The sequence below is a fragment of the Luteibacter aegosomatissinici genome (assembly GCF_023078495.1).
Lineage (GTDB): Bacteria > Pseudomonadota > Gammaproteobacteria > Xanthomonadales > Rhodanobacteraceae > Luteibacter > Luteibacter aegosomatissinici.
In genome coordinates, this window is record NZ_CP095742.1 from 3488693 (window position 1) to 3510119 (window position 21427).

Here is a 21427-nt window from a genome sequence, read left to right on the forward strand (position 1 = left end):
ATCCCACGGGTGCCCCGCCACTTCCAGGGATGGCACGCAGCCCATGATTCCAGACCGCTATGCGCGGCGGCGCATTGCCTCCCGCTTCAGCCAGCGGGGCGATCGTTTCTACATCCACGGCAAGCTCGCCACCGATCCTGTGTATTCGGCGTGCGCCATGGCCATCGCAGGCCGGCGCCTGCCCTTGCTCGATATCGGTTGCGGGTTGGGCATTCTTGGTCATTACCTGCATGCGTGTGACGCACTGGATGGGTACCTCGGCCTCGACAACGATCCGCGCAAGATCGCCATGGGCCAGGAAGCGGCCGAACGCGCCGGCCTCGCTGGCACGCTCACGTTACGCCAGGACGATGCGACATCACCGCAGGGCCTGCGCGGCCATGTCGCCATGCTGGATGTCCTCCACTACCTGCCCGAAGAACGCCAGACGGTGTTGCTGGCCAACGCGGTGGACCATCTCTCCGACGATGGCGTGCTGATTCTGCGAACGGTTTTGCGCGACAGCTCATGGCGTTTCCGCGCCACGGTCTTGGAAGAGCGCTTTATCAAGGCCGTGGGATGGATCCCCGGCGGCGCCCAGTATTTTCCCACGGAGGGCGATATTCGCCTTGCGCTGGAGCCTCGGGGCATCCATGTGCACTTCCGCCCCCTTTTTGGCCGCACCCCCTATAACAGCTGGCTGATGATTGCTTCACGCCACGCCAGGAGCCGGTAAGCCGGGCTGGCGTATGTTGCGCCGCAAAACGTGCTAGAATCGGCGGGTCGTGCCGCCGCTATCGACTCCCTTGCGGAGCTTCGGCGCCGGTCCTGAACCAGGGACCGCGCCCCTCCCCCACCCCCGAACAGCGCGCGCGACACCGGCCAGCCCGTTGCCCCCCTTGGCACGCGCGGCCGCCGAATTCATCGCTCGCGGCGCGGTTCCAGGGAACGCCCGGGCACACAGGAGTCACCCCCAATGTCCTTTGAATCGCTGGGCCTCGCGCCCGCGTTGCTGCGCGCGCTTGGTGAAGCCGGGTACGAGAAGCCGACCCCGATCCAGGCCGCCGCCATTCCCGAGGTCCTCGCAGGCCACGACCTGATGGCCGCCGCCCAGACCGGCACCGGCAAGACCGCCGCCTTCCTGCTCCCCGTCCTGCACAAGCTCGCCAACTCCGATTTCCGGGAAGGCCGCCGCCCCATCCGCGTGCTCATCCTTACGCCGACCCGCGAACTCGCGGCACAGGTCCAGGACAACCTCTCGGACTACGCCAAGTACGTGCGCATCAGCAGCACGGTGATCTTCGGTGGCGTTGGCATGGGTAACCAGCTGCACGCCCTGCGCCGTGGCGTCGAAGTCGTCGTGGCCACGCCGGGCCGCCTCATCGACCACATGATGCAGCGTTCGGTCGACCTCTCGAAGGTGGAAGTGCTCGTGCTGGATGAGGCCGACCGCATGCTCGACATGGGCTTCCTGCCGGCACTGAAGCGGATCCTCTCCGCCGTGCCGCAGAAGCGCCAGACGCTGTTGTTCTCGGCCACGTTCGCGCCGGAAATCAAGGCGCTTGCGCAACAGTTCATGCGCGATCCGCGTGAGGTTTCCACGGCCCCGGCCAACACCGTGGCAAACACCGTGACGCACCGCGTGCACCCGGTGGATGCAGCGAAGAAGCGTGACCTGCTGCTGCACCTGCTCGCGCAGGACAGCCGCCGCCAGACGCTCGTCTTCAGCCGCACGAAGCACGGCGCGGACAAGCTCGTCCGTTTCCTGGAGGCCGCCGGCCTGCGCGCCGCCGCCATCCACGGCAACAAGAGCCAGAACGCCCGTACCCGCGCCCTGTCCGATTTCAAGAGCGGCCGCACGACGGTGCTGGTGGCCACCGATATCGCCGCGCGCGGTATCGATATCGACCAGCTGCCGGTGGTAATCAACTTCGACCTGCCGATGGTGGCCGAGGATTACGTACACCGCATCGGCCGCACCGGCCGTGCCGGCGCCGAAGGCCAGGCCGTATCGCTGGTTAGCCACGATGAATCGGGCCTGCTGCGCGATATCCGCCGCCTGCTGAAATCCGACCTTGAACTGGTGAACGTGGAAGGCTTCGAGCCGAGCACGCCGCTGCGCCTGGATGCCGGTGCGCCGCGTCCCAAGCAGCAGCAGCGCCAGGCGGGTGGTGGCGGTGGCCAGCGCCAGGGTCAAGGCCAGGGCCAGCGCCAGGGTGGCCAGCGCCACGCCGGTGGCGGCCAGGGCGAAGGTGGCCAGGGCCGCTCGGGCAACGGCGGCCGCCCGTCCTCGCACCGCCCGCATGGCCATTCGGCGGCGGGTACGGGCGAGAACACCGGTAACCACAAGCGCCGTCGCCAGCGCCGTGGGCCGGCCACGAACAAGGCCTGATGGCCTAGCCGCATGGGCGATGGTGCGCCCATGCGGCAATCGGGATCATGCGGGGCCAGGCAGGCTCTTTCCGATGTAGGTACCACCCCGCATGACCCGTTTCCATCGTTACACCACGCAGATCCTGCGTACGCTGTTCGGCCTGTTCTTCATATTCTCCGGCCTGAACCATATTTTCGGGTTCTGGCAGCCGCCGGCACCGCACACCACGGCGGGCCGCGCATTCATCGCCGGCCTGGGCGCGAGTGGATTCATCATGCCGCTGCTGGGCGTGCTCTTCACTTACGCTGGCGTCGCCCTTGTCGCGCACCGCATGACCGCATTGGCGCTCCTGCTGCTGTCCGCGCCGGTCGTCGTCATCTTCGGCTTTCACTTCGTCACCGAAGGCGAGGCCTTCGGGATACATGTCTTCCTGCTGGCGATCTACCTGTGGCTGGCCTGGGAAGAGCGCGCGGCATGGGCCGCCCTGTTCGCCGCGGATGGCAAGAAGCCGGCCTCCGCCGGGACATCGCCCTTTACCCCTGCGTTCTGACCTTTGCCGTGAGCACGTGGTCTTCCCATAGACCTTCGATCTTCAGGTAGCGCTTGGCATAGCCTTCCTTTTCAAAGCCAAGGCGTTCCAGCAGGCGGCCACTGCGGTCGTTGCGCGGCATGTAGTTCGCCATCACCCGGTGGAAATCCAGCGGGCCAAAGGCATAGCGTACCGCCGCGTCCAGCGCCTCGAACATGAGGCCCTTGCCCTCATGCCTGTGGCCGATGCCATAACCGAGGTGGCAGGCCTGGAATACGCCGCGCACCACGTTGGCGAAGGTGAAGCTACCGACCATTTCGCTGCTGTCCGGCGTCAGCATGACAAAGGGAAACCCGCGATCGGAGCGCGCGGCTTCCAGGCCGGCCTCGATCGTCTGCCGGCACCCTTCCAGCGTGTAGTGCGATGCGTTGCGCAAGGGTTCCCACGGCCGCAGGTGTTCACGGTTTTCCACGCGGTAGCGCAGCAGCAGCTCCGCCTCCTCGATATCAAGAAGGCGGATGAGCAGGCGCGGCGTGCGCATGCGGACGGGTTCGCTCATGCGGCCAGCACTTTCGCGTGATGGCGCAGGTGATCTTCCACGAACGACTGGATGAAGTAGTAGCTGTGGTCGTAGCCGGCATGCATGCGTAGATCGAGCGGCTGTTTCGCGTCCTCGCAGGCTGCTTCGAAACGTTGCGGCTGCAACTGGTTGACCAGGAAACCATCCGCCTCGCCCTGGTCGATCAGGATGGTGCCGCTGAAGCGGGCACCGTCCTCGATCAGTGCGGTGGCGTCGTGCCTGCGCCACGCTTTCTTGTCATCGCCGAGGTAACGCGGAAACGCCTTCTGCCCCCAGGGCACCTGGGCGGGCGCCACGATCGGCGCAAAGGCGGATAGGGAGCGGTACCTGCCCGGGTTGCGCAGGGCCAGGGTCAACGCGCCATGGCCGCCCATGGAATGCCCAAAGATGCCCTGCCGGCCCATATCCACGGGGAAGCGCTCCTGAACCAGGCGGGGAAGCTCATCCACCAGATAGCTGTACATGCGGAAACGCGCCGACCACGGCGCCTGGGTCGCGTCGAGGTAAAACCCGGCGCCCTCGCCGAACTCCCAGTCGCCCGTGGCCCCGGCTATCTGGGTATCACGCGGGCTGGTATCGGGCATGACCAGGGCAAGGCCGAGCTCAGCGGCCAGGCGCTGGGCGCCGGCCTTGATCGTGAAGGTTTCCGCCGTGCAGGTCAGGCCGGCAAGGAACCAGAGCACCGGCACGGGGCCGTTTTCCGCCGCTGGCGGCAGGTAAACGGCAAACTTCATGGGCCCGCCGCATACCTCGGAGGCATGCGTGTAAAAGCCCTGTACACCCCCGAAGCAGCGCTGCTCCGACACCGTCTCGATCGCCGCCATGCCTTTACCCCTCTGGAAACTGACCGACGAGTGTAACCCCGGCGTGACAAACAGCCACGGCGTGCCACGTAAGCCCCTGATCGCTGCTACAATACCGTTACTGCCCGGCGCCGAATCCGCCGCCGCGCCCCTCCCCGAGGCTGCCATGACATCCCCCGATACTGACAACGCTCCGGCCCTGCCCGGTTTCAGCGCGCTCGCGCTCGACGCTAACGTCGTCCGCGCCCTGACCGATGTGGGTTACGAGACCCCTTCGCCGATCCAGGCCGCCACCATCCCGCCGCTGCTCGAAGGCCGCGACGTGATCGGCCAGGCCCAGACCGGCACCGGCAAAACCGCGGCGTTCGCGCTGCCGGTCCTTTCGCGCATCGACGTGAAGCCGGGTAAGCCGCAGGCCCTGGTGCTTGCCCCCACGCGCGAGCTGGCCATCCAGGTGGCCGAAGCGTTCCAGAAGTACGCCACGTACATGCCGGGCTTCCAGGTCCTGCCGATCTACGGCGGCCAGAGCTACGGCCCGCAGCTGCAGGGCCTGAAGCGTGGTGCGCAGATCGTCGTCGGCACCCCCGGCCGCATCATCGATCACCTGGACAAGGGCACCCTGGATCTTTCCGCCCTGAAGTTCGTGGTCCTCGATGAGGCCGACGAAATGCTGCGCATGGGCTTCATCGACGATGTCGAGAAGCTGCTGCAGGCGACGCCGGAAGGCCGCCAGGTCGCCCTGTTCTCCGCGACCATGCCGTCGCCGATCCGCCGTATTGCGCAGACGTACCTGAAGGATCCGGTCGAGATCACGATCAAGAACAAGACCACCACCGCGGCGAACATCCGCCAGCGTTACTGGTGGGTCAGCGGCGTGCACAAGCTCGATGCGCTTACCCGCATCCTCGAGGCGGAAAGCTTCGACGCCATGATCGTGTTCGCCCGCACCAAGTCGGCCACGGAAGAACTCGCCAGCAAGCTGCAGGCACGTGGTTTCGCGGCCGCCGCCATCAATGGCGACATGGCCCAGGCCCAGCGCGAGCGCGTGATCGACCAGCTGAAGAACGGCAAGCTCGATATCCTGATCGCCACTGACGTGGCCGCGCGCGGCCTGGACGTGGAGCGCATCAGCCATGTGCTGAACTACGACATCCCGCACGACACCGAATCGTACGTGCACCGCATTGGCCGCACCGGCCGTGCAGGCCGTAACGGTGAGGCCATCCTGTTCGTGACGCCGCGCGAGAAGAACCTGCTCCGCCAGATCGAGCGCGCCACGCGCCAGCCGATCGAGCAGATGCAGCTGCCGACCATCGAGGCGGTGAACGATACGCGCGTGAACAAGTTCAACCAGCGCATCACCGATACGCTGGCCGCTGGCGACCTGGGGCTGTTCCAGCAGTTGGTGGAGAAGTACGAGCAGGAGCACAACGTGCCGGCGATCGAGATTGCCGCCGCGCTGGCCAAGATCGCCCAGGGCGACCAGCCGCTGCTGCTCGAGCCGCCGGCCAAGCGCGAGTACTCCGAGCGCCCGCCGCGCGAGTACGATCGTGAGCGCCCGCAGCGCGATTTCGATCGCGACCGTGGCCCGCGTGATGGTGGCGATTTCAATGACCGCCGCCCGGTGCGCGAGGGCATGCGCCAGCCGCGCCCGCACGCCACGGAGTCGGGTAAGAAGACGTACCGCATTGAGGTGGGTCACGAGCACGGCGTGAAGCCGGGCAATATCGTGGGGGCGATTGCGAATGAGGGCGGCGTGGAAGCCAAGTTCATCGGCCGCGTGAGCATTCGCGACGATTACAGCCTGATCGATCTTCCGGATGGCATGCCGGCGGAGACGTTCAACCACCTGAAGAAGGTGTGGGTGGCGCAGCAGCAGCTGAAGATCAGCGAGTGGGATGGCACGGAGCAGCCGCAGAGCGGCGCACCGCCGCAGCGCCCGCGCGGTAATTTCCGCCCGCAGGGTGCCCGCTCGGGCGGCCCGGGTGGCGGCAAGCCGCCGCGCCGCAAGCGCGATTACTGATCGACGAAAAGCCCGGCTTCTGCCGGGCTTTTTGTTTACTGGCTCGCCTTCGGCTTCGCTCTGGTGAATCGGTTCATTCGCCTTCGCGAATGCGTGTGACCAGCGGCTTGCGCCGCCTCTTGCTTGTGGGCTTGAGGCCGAGAGCCGTCGGTGCCCACCCTCGCGTCGGATGCTGCGGCTGCGCCGCCGCGCCTTTGATTCGCGCACAAGGTGCGCTCCTACAACCGCCGCCCCGTTAGCGAGCCATGGGCCAGCCCGATGTAAGGCTGGCCTACGGCCGCTCTCTTGTGCGGAACTCGCCTCGAGGGTGGGCACCGACGGCTCTTTTGACCCATGAGGTTGGGTGGTGGGAGAGCCGCGGCGTTGTCTGCGGGCAGATTGGTGCGTTCGGACACGTACAGCGGACAGCGGCTTCGTCCGCGGACAGGGGTGATCGTGTGGCGTGGATGGCCGCAAACGGCGTCGTGGGGCCGTTTGTGGGTTGTGGTTTGGGTTGGCACGGCGGATGCAAAGTCTTGGGTAACGGGGCCTGGCCCCATCTGTCCCACCTCACGGAGCATTGCCATGAAAGCTGAAACCTTCCTGCTGAAGTCCTTCTTCGTTGCTGCCGTGCTGACCTGTGTGTTGGCCATGGGTTCGTTTGTCACGGCCAGCCCGTCGCACCTGCCGGCGACGGTGGTGGCCGTGGCGCGGTGATGGGTTACGGCGTCATCGCTGCGCCGGCTGATCGCGTGCAAGCACGCCCCCACACGAGCCTGACGCATCTATTTATCAAATCGCGACATAGCCATGTAGGAGCCCACCCTGTGGGCGACATGTTCTCGCCGAGCGCGCAGGCCCTGCGGCGGTATCGCGAAAAGCTGTCGGCCACAGGGTGACCTCCTACAAGGGCATGGCGGCATAAGACGCGAGCTCGCCCCCACGCCACCTCATGGGTGAAGAGAGCCGTCGGTGCCCACCCTCGAGGCGAGTTCCGCACAAGAGAGCGGCCGTAGGCCAGCCTTACATCGGGCTGGCCCATGGCTCGCTAACGGGGCGGCGGTTGTAGGAGCGCACCTTGTGCGCGAATCAAAGACATGGCGGCGTAGCCGCAGCATCGACGCGAGGGTGGGCACCGGCGGCTCTTCGCCTCAAGCCCGCCAGAGCGAGGCGGCGGATGCCGCTTAAGACACGCATTCGCGAACGCGAATGAACCGATTCACTAGCGCGAAACCGAAGGCGAGAGTTACGCAAAATCCGCCGACGTAAGCGGCGGCATGCCGTACTTCGCGCGAGCCCGGTCGCACTGCGGGCTGGGGGTGCCATCTTCCCAAGCGGCCTTTAATTCGCGGCACGGCGAGGGCCGCAGCTCGTAGATACGGCAATGCGTCCCCACCCCCACCTCGCCCACCAGCGCCGTACAGTGCGGCTCATAGGTATTCGTACCCAGCATATTCACCCGATGCGCCCCGAGTTGCTCGGTGAGCACGTCCGGCGTCATGCCGCTGGCCGCATCGGTTTCCATCCAGTGAAACGCTACGCGGAACGCCGCGCAGCAGGCGCCGCAGCGCATGCAAGGGTGAGACATAAGCGGATCAGATCGAGCCTGAGAACGTATTGCACTTACCGATATCGCCGGACTGGAAGCCGACCGTGAACCAATGCACGCGTTGCTGCGATGTGCCGTGCGTAAAGGAATCCGGCACCACGCGGCCCTGCGCCTGCTCCTGCAGTTTATCGTCACCGATCGCCGTGGCCGCATTGAGCGCCGATTCAATATCTCCCTGCTGCAACCAGTGCTGGCGCTGCTGCGAATGATTCGCCCAAACGCCTGCGAAGCAATCCGCCTGCAACTCCTGGCGCACCGATAATCCGTTCGCACCTTCCATGCGTGCACCGCGGCGTCGTGCCTCGTTCACCTTGTCGAATACCCCGACCAGGTTCTGCACGTGATGCCCCACTTCGTGCGCGATGACGTACGCGCGCGCGAAATCGCCCGACTCGTGGAACTGCTGCTGCATCTGCTGGAAGAAACCGAGATCCAGGTAGACCCGATGGTCGCCCGGGCAGTAGAACGGGCCCACCTCCGAGGAGGCCGAACCACAGGCCGTGCGCACGCCGTTGCGGAACAGCACCAGCTTGGGCTGCTCATACTGCTGGCCGTTCGCCGCGAAGATTTCGCCCCAGGTGTCCTCGGTCTCGCCCAGGATCGCGCGGACGAAATCCACCTGCGGGTCGTTGGCTTCCGCCGGCTGTGCCCGCTGGGGCGCTTGCTGGGTCTGTGGTGGCGCGACCGAGCCATCCCCGCTGAGCAGGGCCGTGGGGTCCTTGTAGAACACCAGGCCAAGGATGGCGAGCAGGATGATGCCGCCGATACCCAGCCCCCGGCCGCCGCCAAAGGAGGGCCCGCCGCCACCGCCACTGTCGCCGGCGTCTTCCAAGTTGTCGCTTCTACGGCCTTTTTCCCAGAGCATGGCGCCCTCCTCTCCCCGTCCGCGTGCTCCCGCGAGACCTGTGCCGCATGATCGCACGGACGGTTGCCGGTAAACTCCGGGGTTTGCGTCGTCCCCCGGATCGTTTCATGAACAGTCAGCTCCCCGCCGTCGTCACCCTGCTCACCCTGCTCCTGATGTTCTTCACGGTGTGGGCCGTGGGCCGCGCCCGCAGCCGTTACGGCATCAAGGCACCGGCGATTTCGGGTGATCCGGCCTTCGAGCGGGCCTGGCGGGTACAGATGAACACCCTGGAAAACGCCGTGATGTTCATCCCGGCGCTCTGGCTGGCCGCCCAGTACGTGGATCCGCTGTGGGCGGGTATCGCCGGCATGGTCTGGCTGGCCGGCCGCCTCTGGTATGCCATTTCGTACCTGCGTGACGCCTCGCGCCGCGGCCCGGGCTACATGGTGTCCATGCTGGCCTGGGCGGTGCTGATGCTGATGGCCGCCGGCGGGATCGGCATGGCCATCATGGAGAACAACGCCGCGCCGGCTGACGACGCGGCACAGCAGGGTTAGTGCCGATCAATCGTCGGTGGCGGGCAGTTCGACGACGCGTACGCGCTGGATACGGGCGCCTTCCATCGCCGTGACCTCGAACGCCAGCCGGTCGCTTTCGAAGGTGTCACCTACCCCAGGCAAGCGGCCCAGCTGCTGAAGGACAAAACCGGCAAGCGTCGCGAAATTGCCCTCGCCCGCACCGGGCAGGCGATGGCCCAGCAGGTGCTCCACGCGGCGCACGTCAAGGCTGGCATCGAGCAGCCACGCGCCATCCGGTTCGCTGACCGCCGAAGGGTCGCCTTCACCGCTTTCGTTGGGAAACTCGCCAGCGATCGTCTCGAGTACATCGGCCGGGGTCACCAGGCCCAGGATGCTGCCGTACTCATCGACCACCAGCGCCACCTGCAGCGGGGCGCGGCGGAATTCATCGATCAGGCGCAGGACGCTCAGCGATTCCAGGACCGTGATCGGCTTGCGCACGGCTGTCTCGGTCACCAGGCGACCATGCTCGGTCAGGCTGGCCAGCAGGTCGCGTGACGACGTCACGCCGATCAGCTCATCCAGGTCGCCGTTCGCCACCAGCATCCAGTGGTGCGGCGATTCACGTGCTTCGGTGAGCAGGCTGGGCAATTCATCCGAGGGATCGACCCAGACGATCTCCGTGCGAGGGGTCATGATCGAGCGTACGGGGCGCTGCGACAGATCGAGCACGCCCTGCACCATCTCCAGCTCATCCTTGCCGAAGACCGAGGGCTCCGCCTGCTCGACGTCGGGTGTCTTCTTGGTGTCGCCTTCGTCATCGACCGTGCCGCCCAGCAGCCGCAGCACGGCCTTGGCAGTGCGGTCGCGCATGATGCGCCCGCCCAGCAGCAACGAGCGGCGCCGGTTGCGGCGCATGGTCTGGTTGAAGACCTCGATCATGATCGAGAAGCCGATCGCGGCGTACAGGTAGCCCTTGGGAATGTGGAAGCCGAAACCTTCCGCAATCAGGCTGAAACCGATCATCAGCAGGAACGACAGGCACAGGATGACCACGGTGGGCCGCGCGTTGACGAACGCGGTAAGCGGCTTGCTGGCGGTGATCATCAACGCCATGGCCACCACGACGCCCACCATCATGATCGACAGGTGATCGACCATGCCGACGGCGGTGATGACCGAATCCAGCGAGAACACCGCATCGAGGATGACGATCTGCGCCACCGTCAGCCAGAAGCTGGCCTTGCGGGCGCCCTTGCCCTCGTGGTCGTCATCGGCTTCGAGCCGTTCGTGCAGCTCGAGCGTGGCCTTGAATAACAGGAAGGCGCCGCCGACCAGCAGGATGATGTCGCGCCAGGACAGCCCGAACCCGTTCCACTGGAACAGCGGCTGGGTGAGCGTGACCAGCCAGGACATGGCGGCCAGCAGGCACAGGCGCATGACCAGCGCGAGGCCAAGGCCCAGCAGGCGCGCGTGGTCGCGCTGGCGGGAGGGGAGCTTGTCGGCGAGGATCGCGACAAACACCAGGTTATCGATACCGAGGACGATCTCCAGCACGATCAGCGTGAGAAGACCCGCCCAGGCCGAAGGGTCGGCTAACCAGTCGAATGCAAACATGGGACGGCGCCGGGAGCGCCACCTTTCCTCCTATAAGTGACCGGTGACTATACAGGGCAAATGTGAAGGTCTGTGCCGGAAGCCATCGTTGCGCCGGTTGAAGGCCCTCGGCTACGTTGGCGCATGCCTAACGATCCTGCTTTTTCGCCCCTTCACGCCGATACGCTGCCCGCCGGCCCTGGCCGCCGACCGGGCCCGGGGTGGGTCGAGACAATTCTCATCCTTGTCGCCTACTTCGCGCTGCAGTTTGTCCTCGGTGGCGCCTTCGGGCTTGTCTCGCAAACCCTGGCCAAGTTCTTCCCCAACAGCGTCCCGGGCCCGGGCGATCGCTTGGTCAGCGTGGTCATCCTCACCCTGTTGGGAGCCGCCGTCGTCACCCTGGCCCTGGTCAAGCGACGCTGGGCACCCCTGCTCCGGGATGGCGGCCCCGCTGGCTTTGGCTTCACGGCACCGACAGGTGCGCAGGTCCTGTTCGGCGCCGTCATGGGCATCGTCGCCCCCCTCGTGGGCGGGCTCCTTACCCAGCTTCTAGCGGGCGACCACACGGTAAGCCAGTCGGTGAGCGAGCTGGCCGACAGCGCCCACGTGGTCATGCGCATCGCGCTGCTGCCCGTGGCCGTCCTGGTCGGGCCGCTTGTCGAGGAAGTATTGTTCCGCGGCGCCCTGCTCGCCCTACTGCGCACACGGTTCGGCGATGGCTGGGCCATTGCGGCCTCGGCCGCCGTGTTCGGCATCGTGCACCTGCCCGACCTCGGCGGCCTGTGGTACGCGGTCCCTAACCTCGCCCTTGTGGGCGCTCTTTGCGCGTGGCTCCGCGTTCGCAGCGGCTCGATATGGCCAGCGTTCGTATGCCACGCCGCCAACAACGCGCTGGCCACCATGGCCTGGTTCGGCTAGAGCCGTTCCAGCGAGGCCACCATCCGCGCCAGCCGCGGGCTGGCGTAACACTGCGAGCCCACGGGAATGAGGCCCACCTTGTCGAATTCAGCCCGGTACCAGCTGGCGGAGCGGCCGAAGAAGGCCTCGCGATCGCCGGCGGGATCATCCTCCCGGGTATAGACCTCAAGGAAGGCCAGCCCTTCTGCCATCTCGCCAATACCGGTCAGACCGGCACGGATCTCGGCCGGCTTAAGGTAGTGCAGCACATCCGTGCACACGATCAGGTCGAACCGCGTATCGAAACGCAGCTCCGCCAACTGGCCAAAACGGGCATAGCCGATGTTGCGCGAGCGGCCGTAGCGGGCCACCGCGTATTCGCTGGCCTCGAGGCCGCGGTACTCGATACCGGGCCGAAGGCGCCGCAGTACGGCCCGCCACGGGGCCTCGCCGCAGCCGATGTCGAGCACGTTACGGACGGGACGTCCAAGATAGAACTCGGCCTGGCCCAGCACCATGGCCACCTTGCGGGTGAGTTCCGCGGTGGACCGCACAGCGTGGTCGGCACTGCGGTACCACTTGTCAAAATAGGCCTGGTCGTAGGTCTTGGGCATCGCGCGCATCCCGCCGAAAACGCCCATCCTACCGGGCGTACACTTTCAGCACACGCTTGCCGCCGCATCGTGGTGGCATCGGACAGGAGATACCCATGCCCCGCATCCAGCTTCGCATTACCGGTGACCGTGACGTATTCGATGATGTCGTGAACGCGATCCACGGCCTGGACCGCATCGAGTACGTCGAAGAGATCGACGATTTCGGCAGCGGCTTTCGTGACGATTCCAGCTCCTTTGAATCGTCCGACGACATGAGCTCGTCGACCTATACCGTGGAAATCGAAGTACCCAATGACAAGGTGGGCGAGCGCGTGCGCGAGATCGCCGAAGAGACCGCCGGCAACCGCGAGGCCGCCATCGAATTCGTCTACCCCGACGAAAACGAAATCTGACCTACCCCGCCCAAACTGTGAACCGCGCCCAACGGCCCAGGTAAACGCCTACTACCGTATTCCGTTTGAAGGTTATCGCGCCTCGAACGGAGATCCCCATGCGTTCGTTTCTGACGGCCTGCCTGGCCACCCTGCTTTGCCTGCCCGCGGCCGCCATGGCCGCGGACAAGCCGCTCACCCAGGAAGATGCCGCGTGGCTCGATCGCGTCACGTTCGGCGTCGATAGCGCCACGGTCGCGACCTATCGCGACCTTGGAAGGCGTCGTTTCCTCCAGGCGCAGCTTCATCCACATAGCGATGGCCTGCCGCAACCCATCGCGGCGCAGATCGCCAGCTTCGATGTGATGAAAACCCCGACCGATACGCTATTGGCGCAGATCCGCGACCAGTACCGCGATATCAAGGACATGCCCGACGGCGATGCGAAGCAGGAAGCGCGCAAGGCCCTGCAGAAGCAGGGCAACCAGTACGCCCAGCAGGCCCAGGCCGCCGAGCTGCTTCGTGCCGTCTACGATGAAAACCAGCTGCGTGAGCAAATGGTGTGGTTCTGGCTGAACCACTTCAGCGTGTTCCAGAACAAGGCCCGCGTGCGCTGGCTGGTCGCCAGTTATGCGCAGGACACCATCCGCCCGCATGCCCTAGGCAAGTTCCGGGACCTGGTACTGGCGACACTGAAGAGCCCGGCGATGCTCGAGTACCTGGATAACGCGCAAAACGCCCGCGACAAGGTCAATGAAAACTACGCGCGTGAGCTGATGGAGCTGCACACGCTGGGCGTCAACAGCGGTTATACACAGGGCGATGTGCAGAACCTGGCGCGCATCCTCACGGGCGTCGGTGTCAACTTTGATGGGCAGCCACGCAAGCTGCGCCCCGAAATGCGTGCGTATTACGTGCAGGAGGGCGTGTTCGAGTTCAACCCGAACCGGCACGATTTCAGCGACAAAGTCTTGTTGGGTAAGCCGATCAAGGGCGGTGGTTTCGATGAAGTAGAGAAAGCCGTCGATTTGATCGTGAGCCAGCCGGCCTGCGCGACCTTCATCTCTACCAAGCTCGCGAAGTACTTTGTCTCGGACACACCCCCGCCCTCGCTCATCACCGCCATGGCGAAAACCTTCCGCCGTACCGACGGCGATATCGCCGAGGTGATGGATACGATGCTGACCTCGAAGGAATTCACCGCCTCGCTGGGCAAGCACTACAAGGATCCTACCCAGTTCCTCGTCTCCACCATGCGCCTCGCGTACGACGGCAAGCCCGTGGAGAATCCGCGCCCGCTCGTGAACTGGATCAACCAGCTCGGCCAGGCACCTTTTGGGCGGATCACGCCGGACGGGTGGCCGACGGCCGATTCCGAATGGTCGAGCTCCGGCCAGGTGGCGAAGCGCTTTGAAATCGCCCGCGCGATCGGCAGTGGTGCCAACCACCTGTTCGATCTGGACGAAGCGGGGACACGCTCGGTGGGCGGGTTTCCGCAGCTCACGACGCCCACGTACTACGCGGCGATCGAGCCGTCACTCGGCCCAAAGACGCGTAACGCGCTATCGCAGGCCACGTCGCAGCAGGAATGGAACACCTTCCTGCTCTCCTCCCCTGAATTCAACTACCGCTGAGGTTCACCCATGGACCGCCGCCAGTTCCTGCTTGCCCTGGCCGCCACCGTTCCCGCGCTGACGCTCGGGGGCAAGGTGTTTGCCGCGCCTGCCAACTCACCGCGTTTCCTCCTTGTATTCCTTCGCGGGGGCTACGACGCGAACAATTTGCTCGTGCCTTACGCCAGCGATTTCTATTACGAATCCCGTCCCACCATCGCACTGGCTAAACCGACGCCGGGCGATCCGAAATCCGTCCGCGCGCTCGATGCGAACTGGGGGCTTACACCTGCCGTCGCGCAGAGCATGGGGCCGCTGTGGGACAAGAAGCAGCTGGCGTTCATTCCGTTCGCCGGCACAGACGATCTGTCACGGAGCCACTTCGAGACGCAGGACAATATCGAATCCGGCGAAGCCGGGGATGCCCGCAGCTACGCTTCCGGGTTCATGGGCCGCCTGAGTGGCGTGCTGCGTGGCGTACCGCCTATCGCTTTTACGGATGCCCTGCCGCTCTCGTTCCGTGGCACGGGTGACGTGCCCAATATTTCATTGAAGGGTGGCGGCAAGGCGGTGTTCGATGACCGCCAGTCGAAGATCCTGGCCAGCATGTACGAAGGCACGCCCCTGCAGGCGGCGGCGACCGATGGCCTGCAACTGCGCCAGCAGGTAGCGCAGGACCTGCAAACCGAGATGGTAGCCGCCAGCCGTGGCGCGGTGAATGCGCGAGGCTTCGCCCAGCAGGGCCAGCGCATGGCCACGCTCATGAAAGACCGCTTCCGCCTGGGCTTCGTGGACGTGGGCGGCTGGGACACGCATGTGAACCAGGGCGGTGCCGACGGCCAGCTCGCGAACAACCTGGATAACCTGTCGCAGGGCCTCGCCGCGTTCGCGAATGGCTTGGGCGACGCCGAGTGGAACAATACGGTCGTCGTCGTGGTGTCGGAATTCGGCCGCACGTTCCGCGAGAACGGAAACAAAGGTACCGACCACGGTCACGGCACGACGTACTGGGTACTCGGCGGCAAGGTGAATGGAGGGCGCGTGCTCGGCAGCCAGGTAGCCGTCAATGCCGCGAACCTGCTGCAAAACCGCGACTATCCGGTACTCAACAACTACCGCGATGTGCTGGGCGGGCTGATGAAGCGGATGTATGGGCTTTCAGACGGTGATATGGGAACGGTGTTTCCGGGCGCGAAACCGCGTGACCTTCAGCTTGTGTGAGTGCGTCGCTCAGAACTCCAGGCGGTAAGCGACCTTTACCAATCCCTCGTTGACGTCCTTCAACGAGAAGCCCCGGCGGAACTGCGAATCGACCTCGTCGTTCGTGTCCTGCTCGTAACCACCGCGGTTGTACACGATGTACAGGTTCGACAGCGGCGCGATCTCGAAGCGGTAACGCACCTGGAAGCCAAGGTTGGCCACGCCCAGCCCGTCGATCGGTTCATCGCTGGGCCGCGCACGGCCGGTGCGGTCGATTTCGTAGGCACCGCGCAGTTTCGCACCCACGGCCAGCGTCTGCAGTTTCACGCGTAGTTCCTGGCGGCTGCCGAAGTTCCAGTTCACGCCGCTGTCGATACCCACCGTGCGCCCGTCGTACGAACCCACCAGGTTATCGTGCTGCCAGATCAGCCAGTTCGGGTCCCACTCGTAGCTTGCGCCGGCGAACACGCTGAAGGCATCGGTGATGAAGAACGTGGGCACGAACTTGAAGTAGTACCCGAGCCGGTGATAGCCGGTGAGCTCGTTACCGCTGATGTAGCCCTCGGCTTCCCAGCTCCAGCGGCCGATGCGTGGTCGCGTGCGCTCGTACTGCAACTTCGCCGTGGGCGGATTGCGCACGGGGTTGCCGCCACGGGTGAGCAGGTCATCGTACGACGCCGTGAATGCATCCAGGCGCCACTGCTCGTTGCTGCCATCACGCCGGTTGGCATTGAGCTGTACCCGGAAGCGGCGGCTGACCAGCAGGCCCTCGGTGTTATCCAGATTGGAGATGCGGTAGCGCCACAGCAGGGAGCTGTACGCCGAATCTTCCGGCAAGCCGGTCACGCGCTGGCGCACTTCGTAGTGGAAGTACTCCATGTCGTTGCGCGGCAGGTAGCCAAAGTCGTTGATATCGAGGCGGCGGCCGAAGTACATGCCCAGCCACTGCTGCGCCCATGTGTCGTTCATCTGCCAATAGGCGATGCTGGTGGCACCCAGGCCGGAACTCTTCGCCTGCGGCTGGTCGATCTTGCTGCCCACCACATTGCTTGTGATGTTGAACGCCTCGTTGGGCTGCCAGCGGTGATCGAAGCCAAGCACGTTGGCGTCGCGATCATCGTAAGGATGACTTACGTGCGTCGCCAGCATGCCGAAGCTTTGGGTATCCACGGCGCGCAGCAGGCGTAGCGCACCGAAGCTGCGTCCCGCATCGCCCTTTTCCTGCGCTGTGAGGATGCCGTAGCTGGTCTGGCCGACGCTGCCGTTAACCTTTACAGCGGCGGAGATATCGGCCGGGCCGTGCCCGTCATCCGATTCGCCACCCACGCGGCGCGTATAGACCAGCTGCGAGTAATCATCGAGCAGGCTGAAATCGAAGATGCCCTGGTTCTCGGTGAAGAACGGACGCTTGTCGGTGAAGAAGGTTTCTTCGGGTGAGAAGTTCACCACCAGGTCGTCGCTTTCCACCTGGCCGAAGTCCGGGTTGATCGTTGCGGTGAGCTGGGTCTGGCCGTTCGGCTTCCACAGGATGTCGGCGCCCTGCTCGAACGAGGCCCCGCCGTGGCCATGCTCCATCTTGCCGACCACGTAAGGCGTCACTGCGAATAGCGATTGCGTGTACGCGGGGAGTTGTACCTTGTGGAACATGGACAGGAATCGGCCCTGGTCGAAGCTGACGGCAGGCCAGGCCATGCGTTCGCCCGTAGCCGCGATGACGCGATCGATATAGAGACCGATCGTGCGCGTATCGCCATCGGGCTTGCGCATCTGCGCCACGTACCAGGGGATCAGGACCTCCACGCTGTAGCCTTCGGCGTCCTCGGAGACGGCGTGATCCCAGATGCCATCCCAGTCGTAGCTGAAGTCGGATTCGTTGGTGATCACCTCATCGGCGATGCCGCCGGTGGATTTCACCTCGAAATCGAAACCGGTGCGGCCGTCGCCATCGAAATCGACCATGACATTGATGCGGTCGACGAGCGCGTCTTCATCGCGCCGCGCCGCCTGGCGCGAGCGCGGGATATCCGGGGACTGGGTAACGCGGATGGCTACCGCGAGGCCCTTGGGCGTGGAGAGCACCCAGGCTTCGGTCGGCTGGCTGCCGGGTTTACCGGTGCGCGGTTGGGTGTCACGGAAATCGGTGATGTGCTGCGCCCCGGCCCACTCGGCAGGATCGATATGGCCATCGATCACCACGCCATCGCGCGCGGCGGTTTCCGCATGGGCGGCGCCAGCGGCGAGGATGAGGGCGGCAAACAGGGTGAAGCGAGCGCGCATGCGGGGTCCGTGCGTAAATTCCTTCGCCTAGGATGCCCGCCGGATCGCAAAGGTTTGCCATGACCGGTGGCACAGGCGGCTAGGTTATTTCCCTGATGAGGTCGATCAGGGCGCGCAAGGTGGCCGGTACATGGCGGCGCCCGGGGTAATAAAGTGCGAGCCGGTCGAAGGGTGGCGTCCACTCGCCCAGCACGCTTTCCAGGCGGCCGGCCGCCAGATCCGCCTCGACGTCGTACTCGCTGAGGTAGACCAGCCCGATACCGGCCAGGGCCGCCTCGCGGAGCAGCACCGGATCATCGAGGGTTACCGTGCCCGGGACGTCCACGCTCAGGGCTTCCCCATGGCGTTCGAACTCCCAGTGATAAATGTGGCCCGAAGCCATGCGGGCGCGGACCGAGACGTGCGTGGCCAGGTCGCCCGGGCTTTCGGGACGGCCGTGCTTTGCGAAGTAGCCCGGCGAGCCCACGACCAGGTGGCGGATCCGCGGCCCCAGCGGCACAGCCACCATGTCGCCCGGCACGATATCCGTCGTACGAAAGCCGGCGTCGTAGCCGTCCCGGACGATGTCAATCATCCGCGCCTCGGTGACGAGTTCCAGCTGCACGCGGGGGTAGCGCTGCATGTACGGAATGAGCAGCGGCTGCATGAGGCGGCGGGCCGCGCCGCCCGAGGTATTGAGCCGCAAGGTACCCACCAGTTCGTCGCTCGCCTCGCCCGCCCTGGCAATGGCGTCGCGGATGCCTGAGACGGCCGGGCCAATGTCTTCCACGAAGCGCGCCCCGGCGTCGGTCAGACGTACGCTGCGGGTCGTTCGGTGGAATAGCCGGGTGCCGATCCGGGCCTCCAGGGCCGCCACCGACTGGCTCAGCGCCGACGTGGACATTTCCAGCTCGGCCGCCGCGCTGCGAAAGCTGCCATGCCGGGCCACGGCCAGCACGGCCTCCAGTTCAGTCAGGCCACTGCGCATTATCCGCTCCTGCTTCACACCGCATTCGGTTTTGTACAGCTTATCAGGCCAATGGGTCGTCGCCATCCTGTGTCGTGCCCCCACACCGGAAACCCGACCATGTATGACCTCAACCAGATCTATGTCGATGGCGCTTTTGTCACCCCGCATGGCGAGGAGCGCTTCGAGCTGTTCAACCCAGCCACGGAGGCCGTGATCGGCACGGTGCGCCTGGCCGATGCCGAAGATGCCCAGCACGCTATCGCCGCCGCGAAACGCGCCCTGCCCGCCTGGTCGCGCACCACACTCCCGGAGCGCGCCGCCCTGCTCCGCCGCATGCACGATGCGATTGCCGCACGTGAGGATGCGTTGTTCGCGGCCATTACCGAGGAATACGGCGCGCCGGTATCGCGTTCGCGCTGGATGGCGCAGTACGCCGCGCAGGTGTTCCTCAACGCCATCGATGCCATGGAGCACTTCGAATTCGAGCGAAAGATGGGCATCGCCCATGTTGTCATGCAACCGGTCGGCGTGGTCGGCCTGATCACGCCGTGGAACAGCAATGCGAGCTTTATCACCGGCAAGCTGGCGTCGGCGCTCGCTGCCGGCTGCACGGCGGTGATCAAGCCGAGCGAGATGAGCGCGCTGCAGACGCGCGTGGTGATGGAAGCGCTGCATGAAGCGGGCGCGCCCGCCGGTGTATTCAACATCGTGACCGGCCGCGGTGATGTGGTCGGCGCGGCGATTACCGCCAGCCCCGATGTACGCAAGGTGTCATTCACCGGGTCCACCGCCGTAGGCAAGAGCATCCTGCGCGCCGCGGCCGATGACGTGAAGCGCGTCACCCTGGAGCTCGGCGGCAAGTCGCCGACCATCATCCTGGACGATGCCGACTTCGCCACCGCCGTGCCGCTGGCCATCCAGGCCGGCTTCATGAACAGCGGGCAGGCGTGCGTCGCTGGTACGCGCCTCCTGGTCCCGCGCTCACGTCTGGCCGAATTCGAAGCGCTCGCGACTGAAGCGGTGAACGCGTGCGTCTCCGGGAACCCCGCCAACATGGACACGACCATCGGCCCCATGGTGAGCCAGAAGCAGTGGGACCGCGTGCAGGGCTATATCCGCAAGGGCATCGAAGAAGGCGCCCGCGTGCTTGCCGGTGGCGAAGGCCGTCCGGAAGGTAATGATCGCGGCTGGCTGGTGCGCCCCACCCTGTTCACCGATGTGCGCAACGACATGGCCATCGCCCGTGACGAGATTTTCGGGCCGGTGCTCGCCATCATCGCGTACGACGATGAAGAGGAAGCCATCGCCATTGCCAACGACACGACCTACGGTCTATCGGCCTACATCGCCACCACCGATCTCGCCCGTGGCGCACGCGTCGCCGCACGCATCGACGCCGGCCGCGTCCTGGTGAACACCCTCACCCACGAGCCGAAGGCGCCGTTCGGCGGCTTCAAGCAATCGGGCCTGGGCCGCGAGAACGGCGTACTCGGGCTGGAGCCTTACCTGGAGCCGAAGGCCATTGTTGGCCTGTAACCGCGCTGCACCCCCTGTAGAAGCGCGCTTGCGCGCGATGGGTTCTCGCCGTGATGGCCGCAACCATGGCATGTCATCGCTAGCGCCCATCGCGCCCAAGGTCGCTCCTACAACAGGCGCGGGGCGTGCTACTTTTCTTGGGCCTGACCAACCCTGGGGATCCCATGCTCGCTCGTACCTGCCTCGCGCTCGCCCTTGCCGCCGCCGTGGCGCTGCCCTCCCTTGCCGAAGAGGCGAAGAAGTCGCCCACGCCGAAGGAGCTGCTGGCCAAGTCCACCCCGGCTGACTGGCGCACGCCCGACCCGCAGAATCTCGTGTACATGGACCTGCCGCAGGGGCGCGTCATTATCGAGCTGGCCCAGGACTGGACGCCGGAACATGCCGCGAACATCCGCACCCTGATTCGCGAGCATTACTTCGATGGCACGCAGGTGATCCGCGTGCAGGATAACTTCGTCACCCAGTGGGGCGATGCCGACGGGGATGACAAGGCCAAGGCCAAGAGCATCGGCACGGCCAAGGCCACGCTCACGCCCGAATTCACCCGCAAGGGCGGCAAGCCCTACCCGTTCACCAAGCTTGCCGATGGCGATGTGTACGCGCCGGAAGTGGGCTTCTCCGAAGGTTTCCCTGTCGCCCGTGACCCGAAGGCGGGTGAAGCATGGATCGCCCATTGCTACGGCACGGTGGGCGTGGCCCGCGATACCGGCGCCGAAACCGGCAACGGCAGTTCGCTCTACGCGATCATCGGCCAGGCGCCGCGTAACCTCGATCGCAACCTGGCCGTCGCCGGCAAGGTCATCAAGGGCATGGAAATCCTCTCGGCCTACCCGCGCGGCGGCGAGCCAATGGGCTTCTACGACAAGCCCGAGCAGCGCGTGACGATCAAGAGCGTGCGCATCGCCGCCGATGTGCCCGAAGCCGAACGCACTCCGATCCAGGTGCTGCGTACCGACACCAAGCTGTTCGCCGCCGTGGTCGATGCCAAGCGCAATCGCAAGGATGATTTCTACACCCGCCCGGCGGGGAAGATCGACCTTTGCAATATCAGCGTGCCGGTGCGCGATCCGTCGAAAAAATAACGCGCTGGCGTAGGAGCCCACCCTGTGGGCGACGCTTTTCGCGACAAA

The 21427-nt window shown here is 65.3% G+C and carries 20 protein-coding genes; 12 read left to right on the forward strand and 8 right to left on the reverse strand.

All coding sequences use genetic code 11. The features are described from left to right. The first annotated feature begins 43 nt into the window (after window positions 1–43). From L2Y97_RS15715 to L2Y97_RS15725, 3 genes are all read left to right on the forward strand, one after another. Window positions 44–715, forward strand: a complete 672-nt coding sequence (locus L2Y97_RS15715) for a class I SAM-dependent methyltransferase (RefSeq protein ID WP_247428383.1) — start codon at window positions 44–46, stop codon at window positions 713–715. A 240-nt stretch (window positions 716–955) separates the two neighbouring features. Beyond that, a complete protein-coding gene (locus L2Y97_RS15720; protein ID WP_247428385.1) occupies window positions 956–2371 on the forward strand; it encodes a DEAD/DEAH box helicase in 1416 nt (471 codons plus the stop codon). 91 nt (window positions 2372–2462) lie between these two features. Then, a complete protein-coding gene (locus L2Y97_RS15725) occupies window positions 2463–2903 on the forward strand; it encodes a hypothetical protein (protein ID WP_247428388.1) in 441 nt (146 codons plus the stop codon). Here L2Y97_RS15725 and rimJ read toward each other — a convergent pair. Then, a complete protein-coding gene (gene rimJ / locus L2Y97_RS15730) occupies window positions 2887–3441 on the reverse strand; it encodes a ribosomal protein S5-alanine N-acetyltransferase (protein WP_247428390.1) in 555 nt (184 codons plus the stop codon). The two genes, L2Y97_RS15725 and rimJ, sit on opposite strands and share 17 nt — an antisense overlap. Further along, a complete protein-coding gene (gene fghA, locus L2Y97_RS15735) occupies window positions 3438–4286 on the reverse strand; it encodes an S-formylglutathione hydrolase (protein ID WP_283248277.1) in 849 nt (282 codons plus the stop codon). The genes rimJ and fghA overlap by 4 nt, the downstream gene beginning before the upstream one ends. 145 nt (window positions 4287–4431) lie before the next feature. Here fghA and L2Y97_RS15740 point away from each other — a divergent pair, with 145 nt between their 5' ends. Both L2Y97_RS15740 and L2Y97_RS22395 read left to right on the forward strand, forming a co-directional pair. Next, entirely contained in the window at window positions 4432–6288 is a 1857-nt protein-coding gene (locus L2Y97_RS15740; RefSeq protein ID WP_247428393.1) for a DEAD/DEAH box helicase, read from the forward strand. Between the two features lie 564 nt (window positions 6289–6852). Continuing rightward, window positions 6853–6984 carry a hypothetical protein gene (locus L2Y97_RS22395; protein ID WP_256452050.1) on the forward strand — a complete coding sequence of 44 codons (132 nt, stop codon included), beginning with the start codon at window positions 6853–6855 and terminating at the stop codon, window positions 6982–6984. A gap of 529 nt (window positions 6985–7513) precedes the next feature. Here the strand turns inward: L2Y97_RS22395 and L2Y97_RS15745 are convergent. Next, window positions 7514–7792, reverse strand: coding sequence for a YkgJ family cysteine cluster protein (locus tag L2Y97_RS15745; protein WP_247428396.1), 279 nt, complete (start codon window positions 7790–7792; stop codon window positions 7514–7516). 70 nt (window positions 7793–7862) lie between these two features. Then, complete coding sequence (gene ypfJ, locus L2Y97_RS15750; RefSeq protein ID WP_247428398.1) at window positions 7863–8741, reverse strand: KPN_02809 family neutral zinc metallopeptidase; 879 nt, start codon at window positions 8739–8741, stop codon at window positions 7863–7865. 107 nt (window positions 8742–8848) lie between these two features. Here ypfJ and L2Y97_RS15755 point away from each other — a divergent pair, with 107 nt between their 5' ends. Next, window positions 8849–9280 carry an MAPEG family protein gene (locus L2Y97_RS15755; RefSeq protein ID WP_247428401.1) on the forward strand — a complete coding sequence of 144 codons (432 nt, stop codon included), beginning with the start codon at window positions 8849–8851 and terminating at the stop codon, window positions 9278–9280. 6 nt (window positions 9281–9286) lie between these two features. Here the strand turns inward: L2Y97_RS15755 and L2Y97_RS15760 are convergent, their stop codons facing one another. Further along, window positions 9287–10858, reverse strand: a complete 1572-nt coding sequence (locus tag L2Y97_RS15760; protein WP_247428404.1) for a hemolysin family protein — start codon at window positions 10856–10858, stop codon at window positions 9287–9289. Window positions 10859–10981: 123 nt separating this feature from the next. Between L2Y97_RS15760 and L2Y97_RS15765 the strand changes: the two genes are divergently transcribed. Beyond that, window positions 10982–11755, forward strand: a complete 774-nt coding sequence (locus L2Y97_RS15765; protein ID WP_247428407.1) for a CPBP family intramembrane glutamic endopeptidase — start codon at window positions 10982–10984, stop codon at window positions 11753–11755. Here L2Y97_RS15765 and L2Y97_RS15770 read toward each other — a convergent pair. Beyond that, window positions 11752–12348: a class I SAM-dependent DNA methyltransferase gene (locus L2Y97_RS15770; RefSeq protein ID WP_247428409.1), complete on the reverse strand. Its 597-nt coding sequence runs from the start codon at window positions 12346–12348 to the stop codon at window positions 11752–11754. The genes L2Y97_RS15765 and L2Y97_RS15770 overlap by 4 nt on opposite strands. A gap of 95 nt (window positions 12349–12443) precedes the next feature. Here L2Y97_RS15770 and L2Y97_RS15775 point away from each other — a divergent pair, with 95 nt between their 5' ends. The 3 genes from L2Y97_RS15775 to L2Y97_RS15785 all read left to right on the forward strand — a co-directional run bounded on the left by L2Y97_RS15775 (window position 12444) and on the right by L2Y97_RS15785 (window position 15556). Then, the gene (locus L2Y97_RS15775; RefSeq protein ID WP_247428413.1) at window positions 12444–12743 is read left to right on the forward strand and encodes a hypothetical protein; all 300 of its coding nucleotides are present in this window, start codon (window positions 12444–12446) and stop codon (window positions 12741–12743) included. Between the two features lie 98 nt (window positions 12744–12841). Further along, the gene (locus L2Y97_RS15780) at window positions 12842–14356 is read left to right on the forward strand and encodes a DUF1800 domain-containing protein (RefSeq protein ID WP_247428416.1); all 1515 of its coding nucleotides are present in this window, start codon (window positions 12842–12844) and stop codon (window positions 14354–14356) included. Window positions 14357–14365: 9 nt separating this feature from the next. After that, window positions 14366–15556: a DUF1501 domain-containing protein gene (locus tag L2Y97_RS15785; RefSeq protein ID WP_247428419.1), complete on the forward strand. Its 1191-nt coding sequence runs from the start codon at window positions 14366–14368 to the stop codon at window positions 15554–15556. Window positions 15557–15565: 9 nt separating this feature from the next. On the opposite strand, the gene L2Y97_RS15790 is transcribed toward L2Y97_RS15785, so the two are convergent. Next, a complete protein-coding gene (locus tag L2Y97_RS15790) occupies window positions 15566–17812 on the reverse strand; it encodes a DUF5916 domain-containing protein (protein WP_247428422.1) in 2247 nt (748 codons plus the stop codon). Between the two features lie 79 nt (window positions 17813–17891). After that, window positions 17892–18779, reverse strand: a complete 888-nt coding sequence (locus tag L2Y97_RS15795) for a LysR family transcriptional regulator (protein WP_247428424.1) — start codon at window positions 18777–18779, stop codon at window positions 17892–17894. Window positions 18780–18878: 99 nt separating this feature from the next. On the opposite strand from L2Y97_RS15795, the gene L2Y97_RS15800 reads away from it, so the two are divergent. Together L2Y97_RS15800 and L2Y97_RS15805 are read left to right on the forward strand one after the other, a co-directional pair. Next, window positions 18879–20297, forward strand: coding sequence for an aldehyde dehydrogenase family protein (locus L2Y97_RS15800; RefSeq protein ID WP_247428426.1), 1419 nt, complete (start codon window positions 18879–18881; stop codon window positions 20295–20297). A 164-nt stretch (window positions 20298–20461) separates the two neighbouring features. Then, complete coding sequence (locus tag L2Y97_RS15805) at window positions 20462–21379, forward strand: peptidylprolyl isomerase (protein WP_247428429.1); 918 nt, start codon at window positions 20462–20464, stop codon at window positions 21377–21379. Window positions 21380–21427 lie beyond the last annotated feature (48 nt).

Coding starts and splice junctions, on each gene's coding strand:
- L2Y97_RS15805 (WP_247428429.1), top strand. CDS start 20,462: ATGCTCGCTCGTACCTGCCTCGCGCTCGCCCTTGCCGCCGCCGTGGCG.
- L2Y97_RS15725 (WP_247428388.1), top strand. CDS start 2,463: ATGACCCGTTTCCATCGTTACACCACGCAGATCCTGCGTACGCTGTTC.
- L2Y97_RS15755 (WP_247428401.1), top strand. CDS start 8,849: ATGAACAGTCAGCTCCCCGCCGTCGTCACCCTGCTCACCCTGCTCCTG.
- L2Y97_RS15745 (WP_247428396.1), bottom strand. CDS start 7,792: ATGGAAACCGATGCGGCCAGCGGCATGACGCCGGACGTGCTCACCGAG.
- L2Y97_RS22395 (WP_256452050.1), top strand. CDS start 6,853: ATGAAAGCTGAAACCTTCCTGCTGAAGTCCTTCTTCGTTGCTGCCGTG.
- L2Y97_RS15800 (WP_247428426.1), top strand. CDS start 18,879: ATGTATGACCTCAACCAGATCTATGTCGATGGCGCTTTTGTCACCCCG.
- L2Y97_RS15720 (WP_247428385.1), top strand. CDS start 956: ATGTCCTTTGAATCGCTGGGCCTCGCGCCCGCGTTGCTGCGCGCGCTT.
- L2Y97_RS15715 (WP_247428383.1), top strand. CDS start 44: ATGATTCCAGACCGCTATGCGCGGCGGCGCATTGCCTCCCGCTTCAGC.
- ypfJ (WP_247428398.1), bottom strand. CDS start 8,741: ATGCTCTGGGAAAAAGGCCGTAGAAGCGACAACTTGGAAGACGCCGGC.
- L2Y97_RS15795 (WP_247428424.1), bottom strand. CDS start 18,779: ATGCGCAGTGGCCTGACTGAACTGGAGGCCGTGCTGGCCGTGGCCCGG.
- L2Y97_RS15770 (WP_247428409.1), bottom strand. CDS start 12,348: ATGCCCAAGACCTACGACCAGGCCTATTTTGACAAGTGGTACCGCAGT.
- L2Y97_RS15785 (WP_247428419.1), top strand. CDS start 14,366: ATGGACCGCCGCCAGTTCCTGCTTGCCCTGGCCGCCACCGTTCCCGCG.
- L2Y97_RS15765 (WP_247428407.1), top strand. CDS start 10,982: ATGCCTAACGATCCTGCTTTTTCGCCCCTTCACGCCGATACGCTGCCC.
- L2Y97_RS15760 (WP_247428404.1), bottom strand. CDS start 10,858: ATGTTTGCATTCGACTGGTTAGCCGACCCTTCGGCCTGGGCGGGTCTT.
- L2Y97_RS15780 (WP_247428416.1), top strand. CDS start 12,842: ATGCGTTCGTTTCTGACGGCCTGCCTGGCCACCCTGCTTTGCCTGCCC.
- rimJ (WP_247428390.1), bottom strand. CDS start 3,441: ATGAGCGAACCCGTCCGCATGCGCACGCCGCGCCTGCTCATCCGCCTT.
- L2Y97_RS15740 (WP_247428393.1), top strand. CDS start 4,432: ATGACATCCCCCGATACTGACAACGCTCCGGCCCTGCCCGGTTTCAGC.
- fghA (WP_283248277.1), bottom strand. CDS start 4,286: ATGGCGGCGATCGAGACGGTGTCGGAGCAGCGCTGCTTCGGGGGTGTA.
- L2Y97_RS15790 (WP_247428422.1), bottom strand. CDS start 17,812: ATGCGCGCTCGCTTCACCCTGTTTGCCGCCCTCATCCTCGCCGCTGGC.
- L2Y97_RS15775 (WP_247428413.1), top strand. CDS start 12,444: ATGCCCCGCATCCAGCTTCGCATTACCGGTGACCGTGACGTATTCGAT.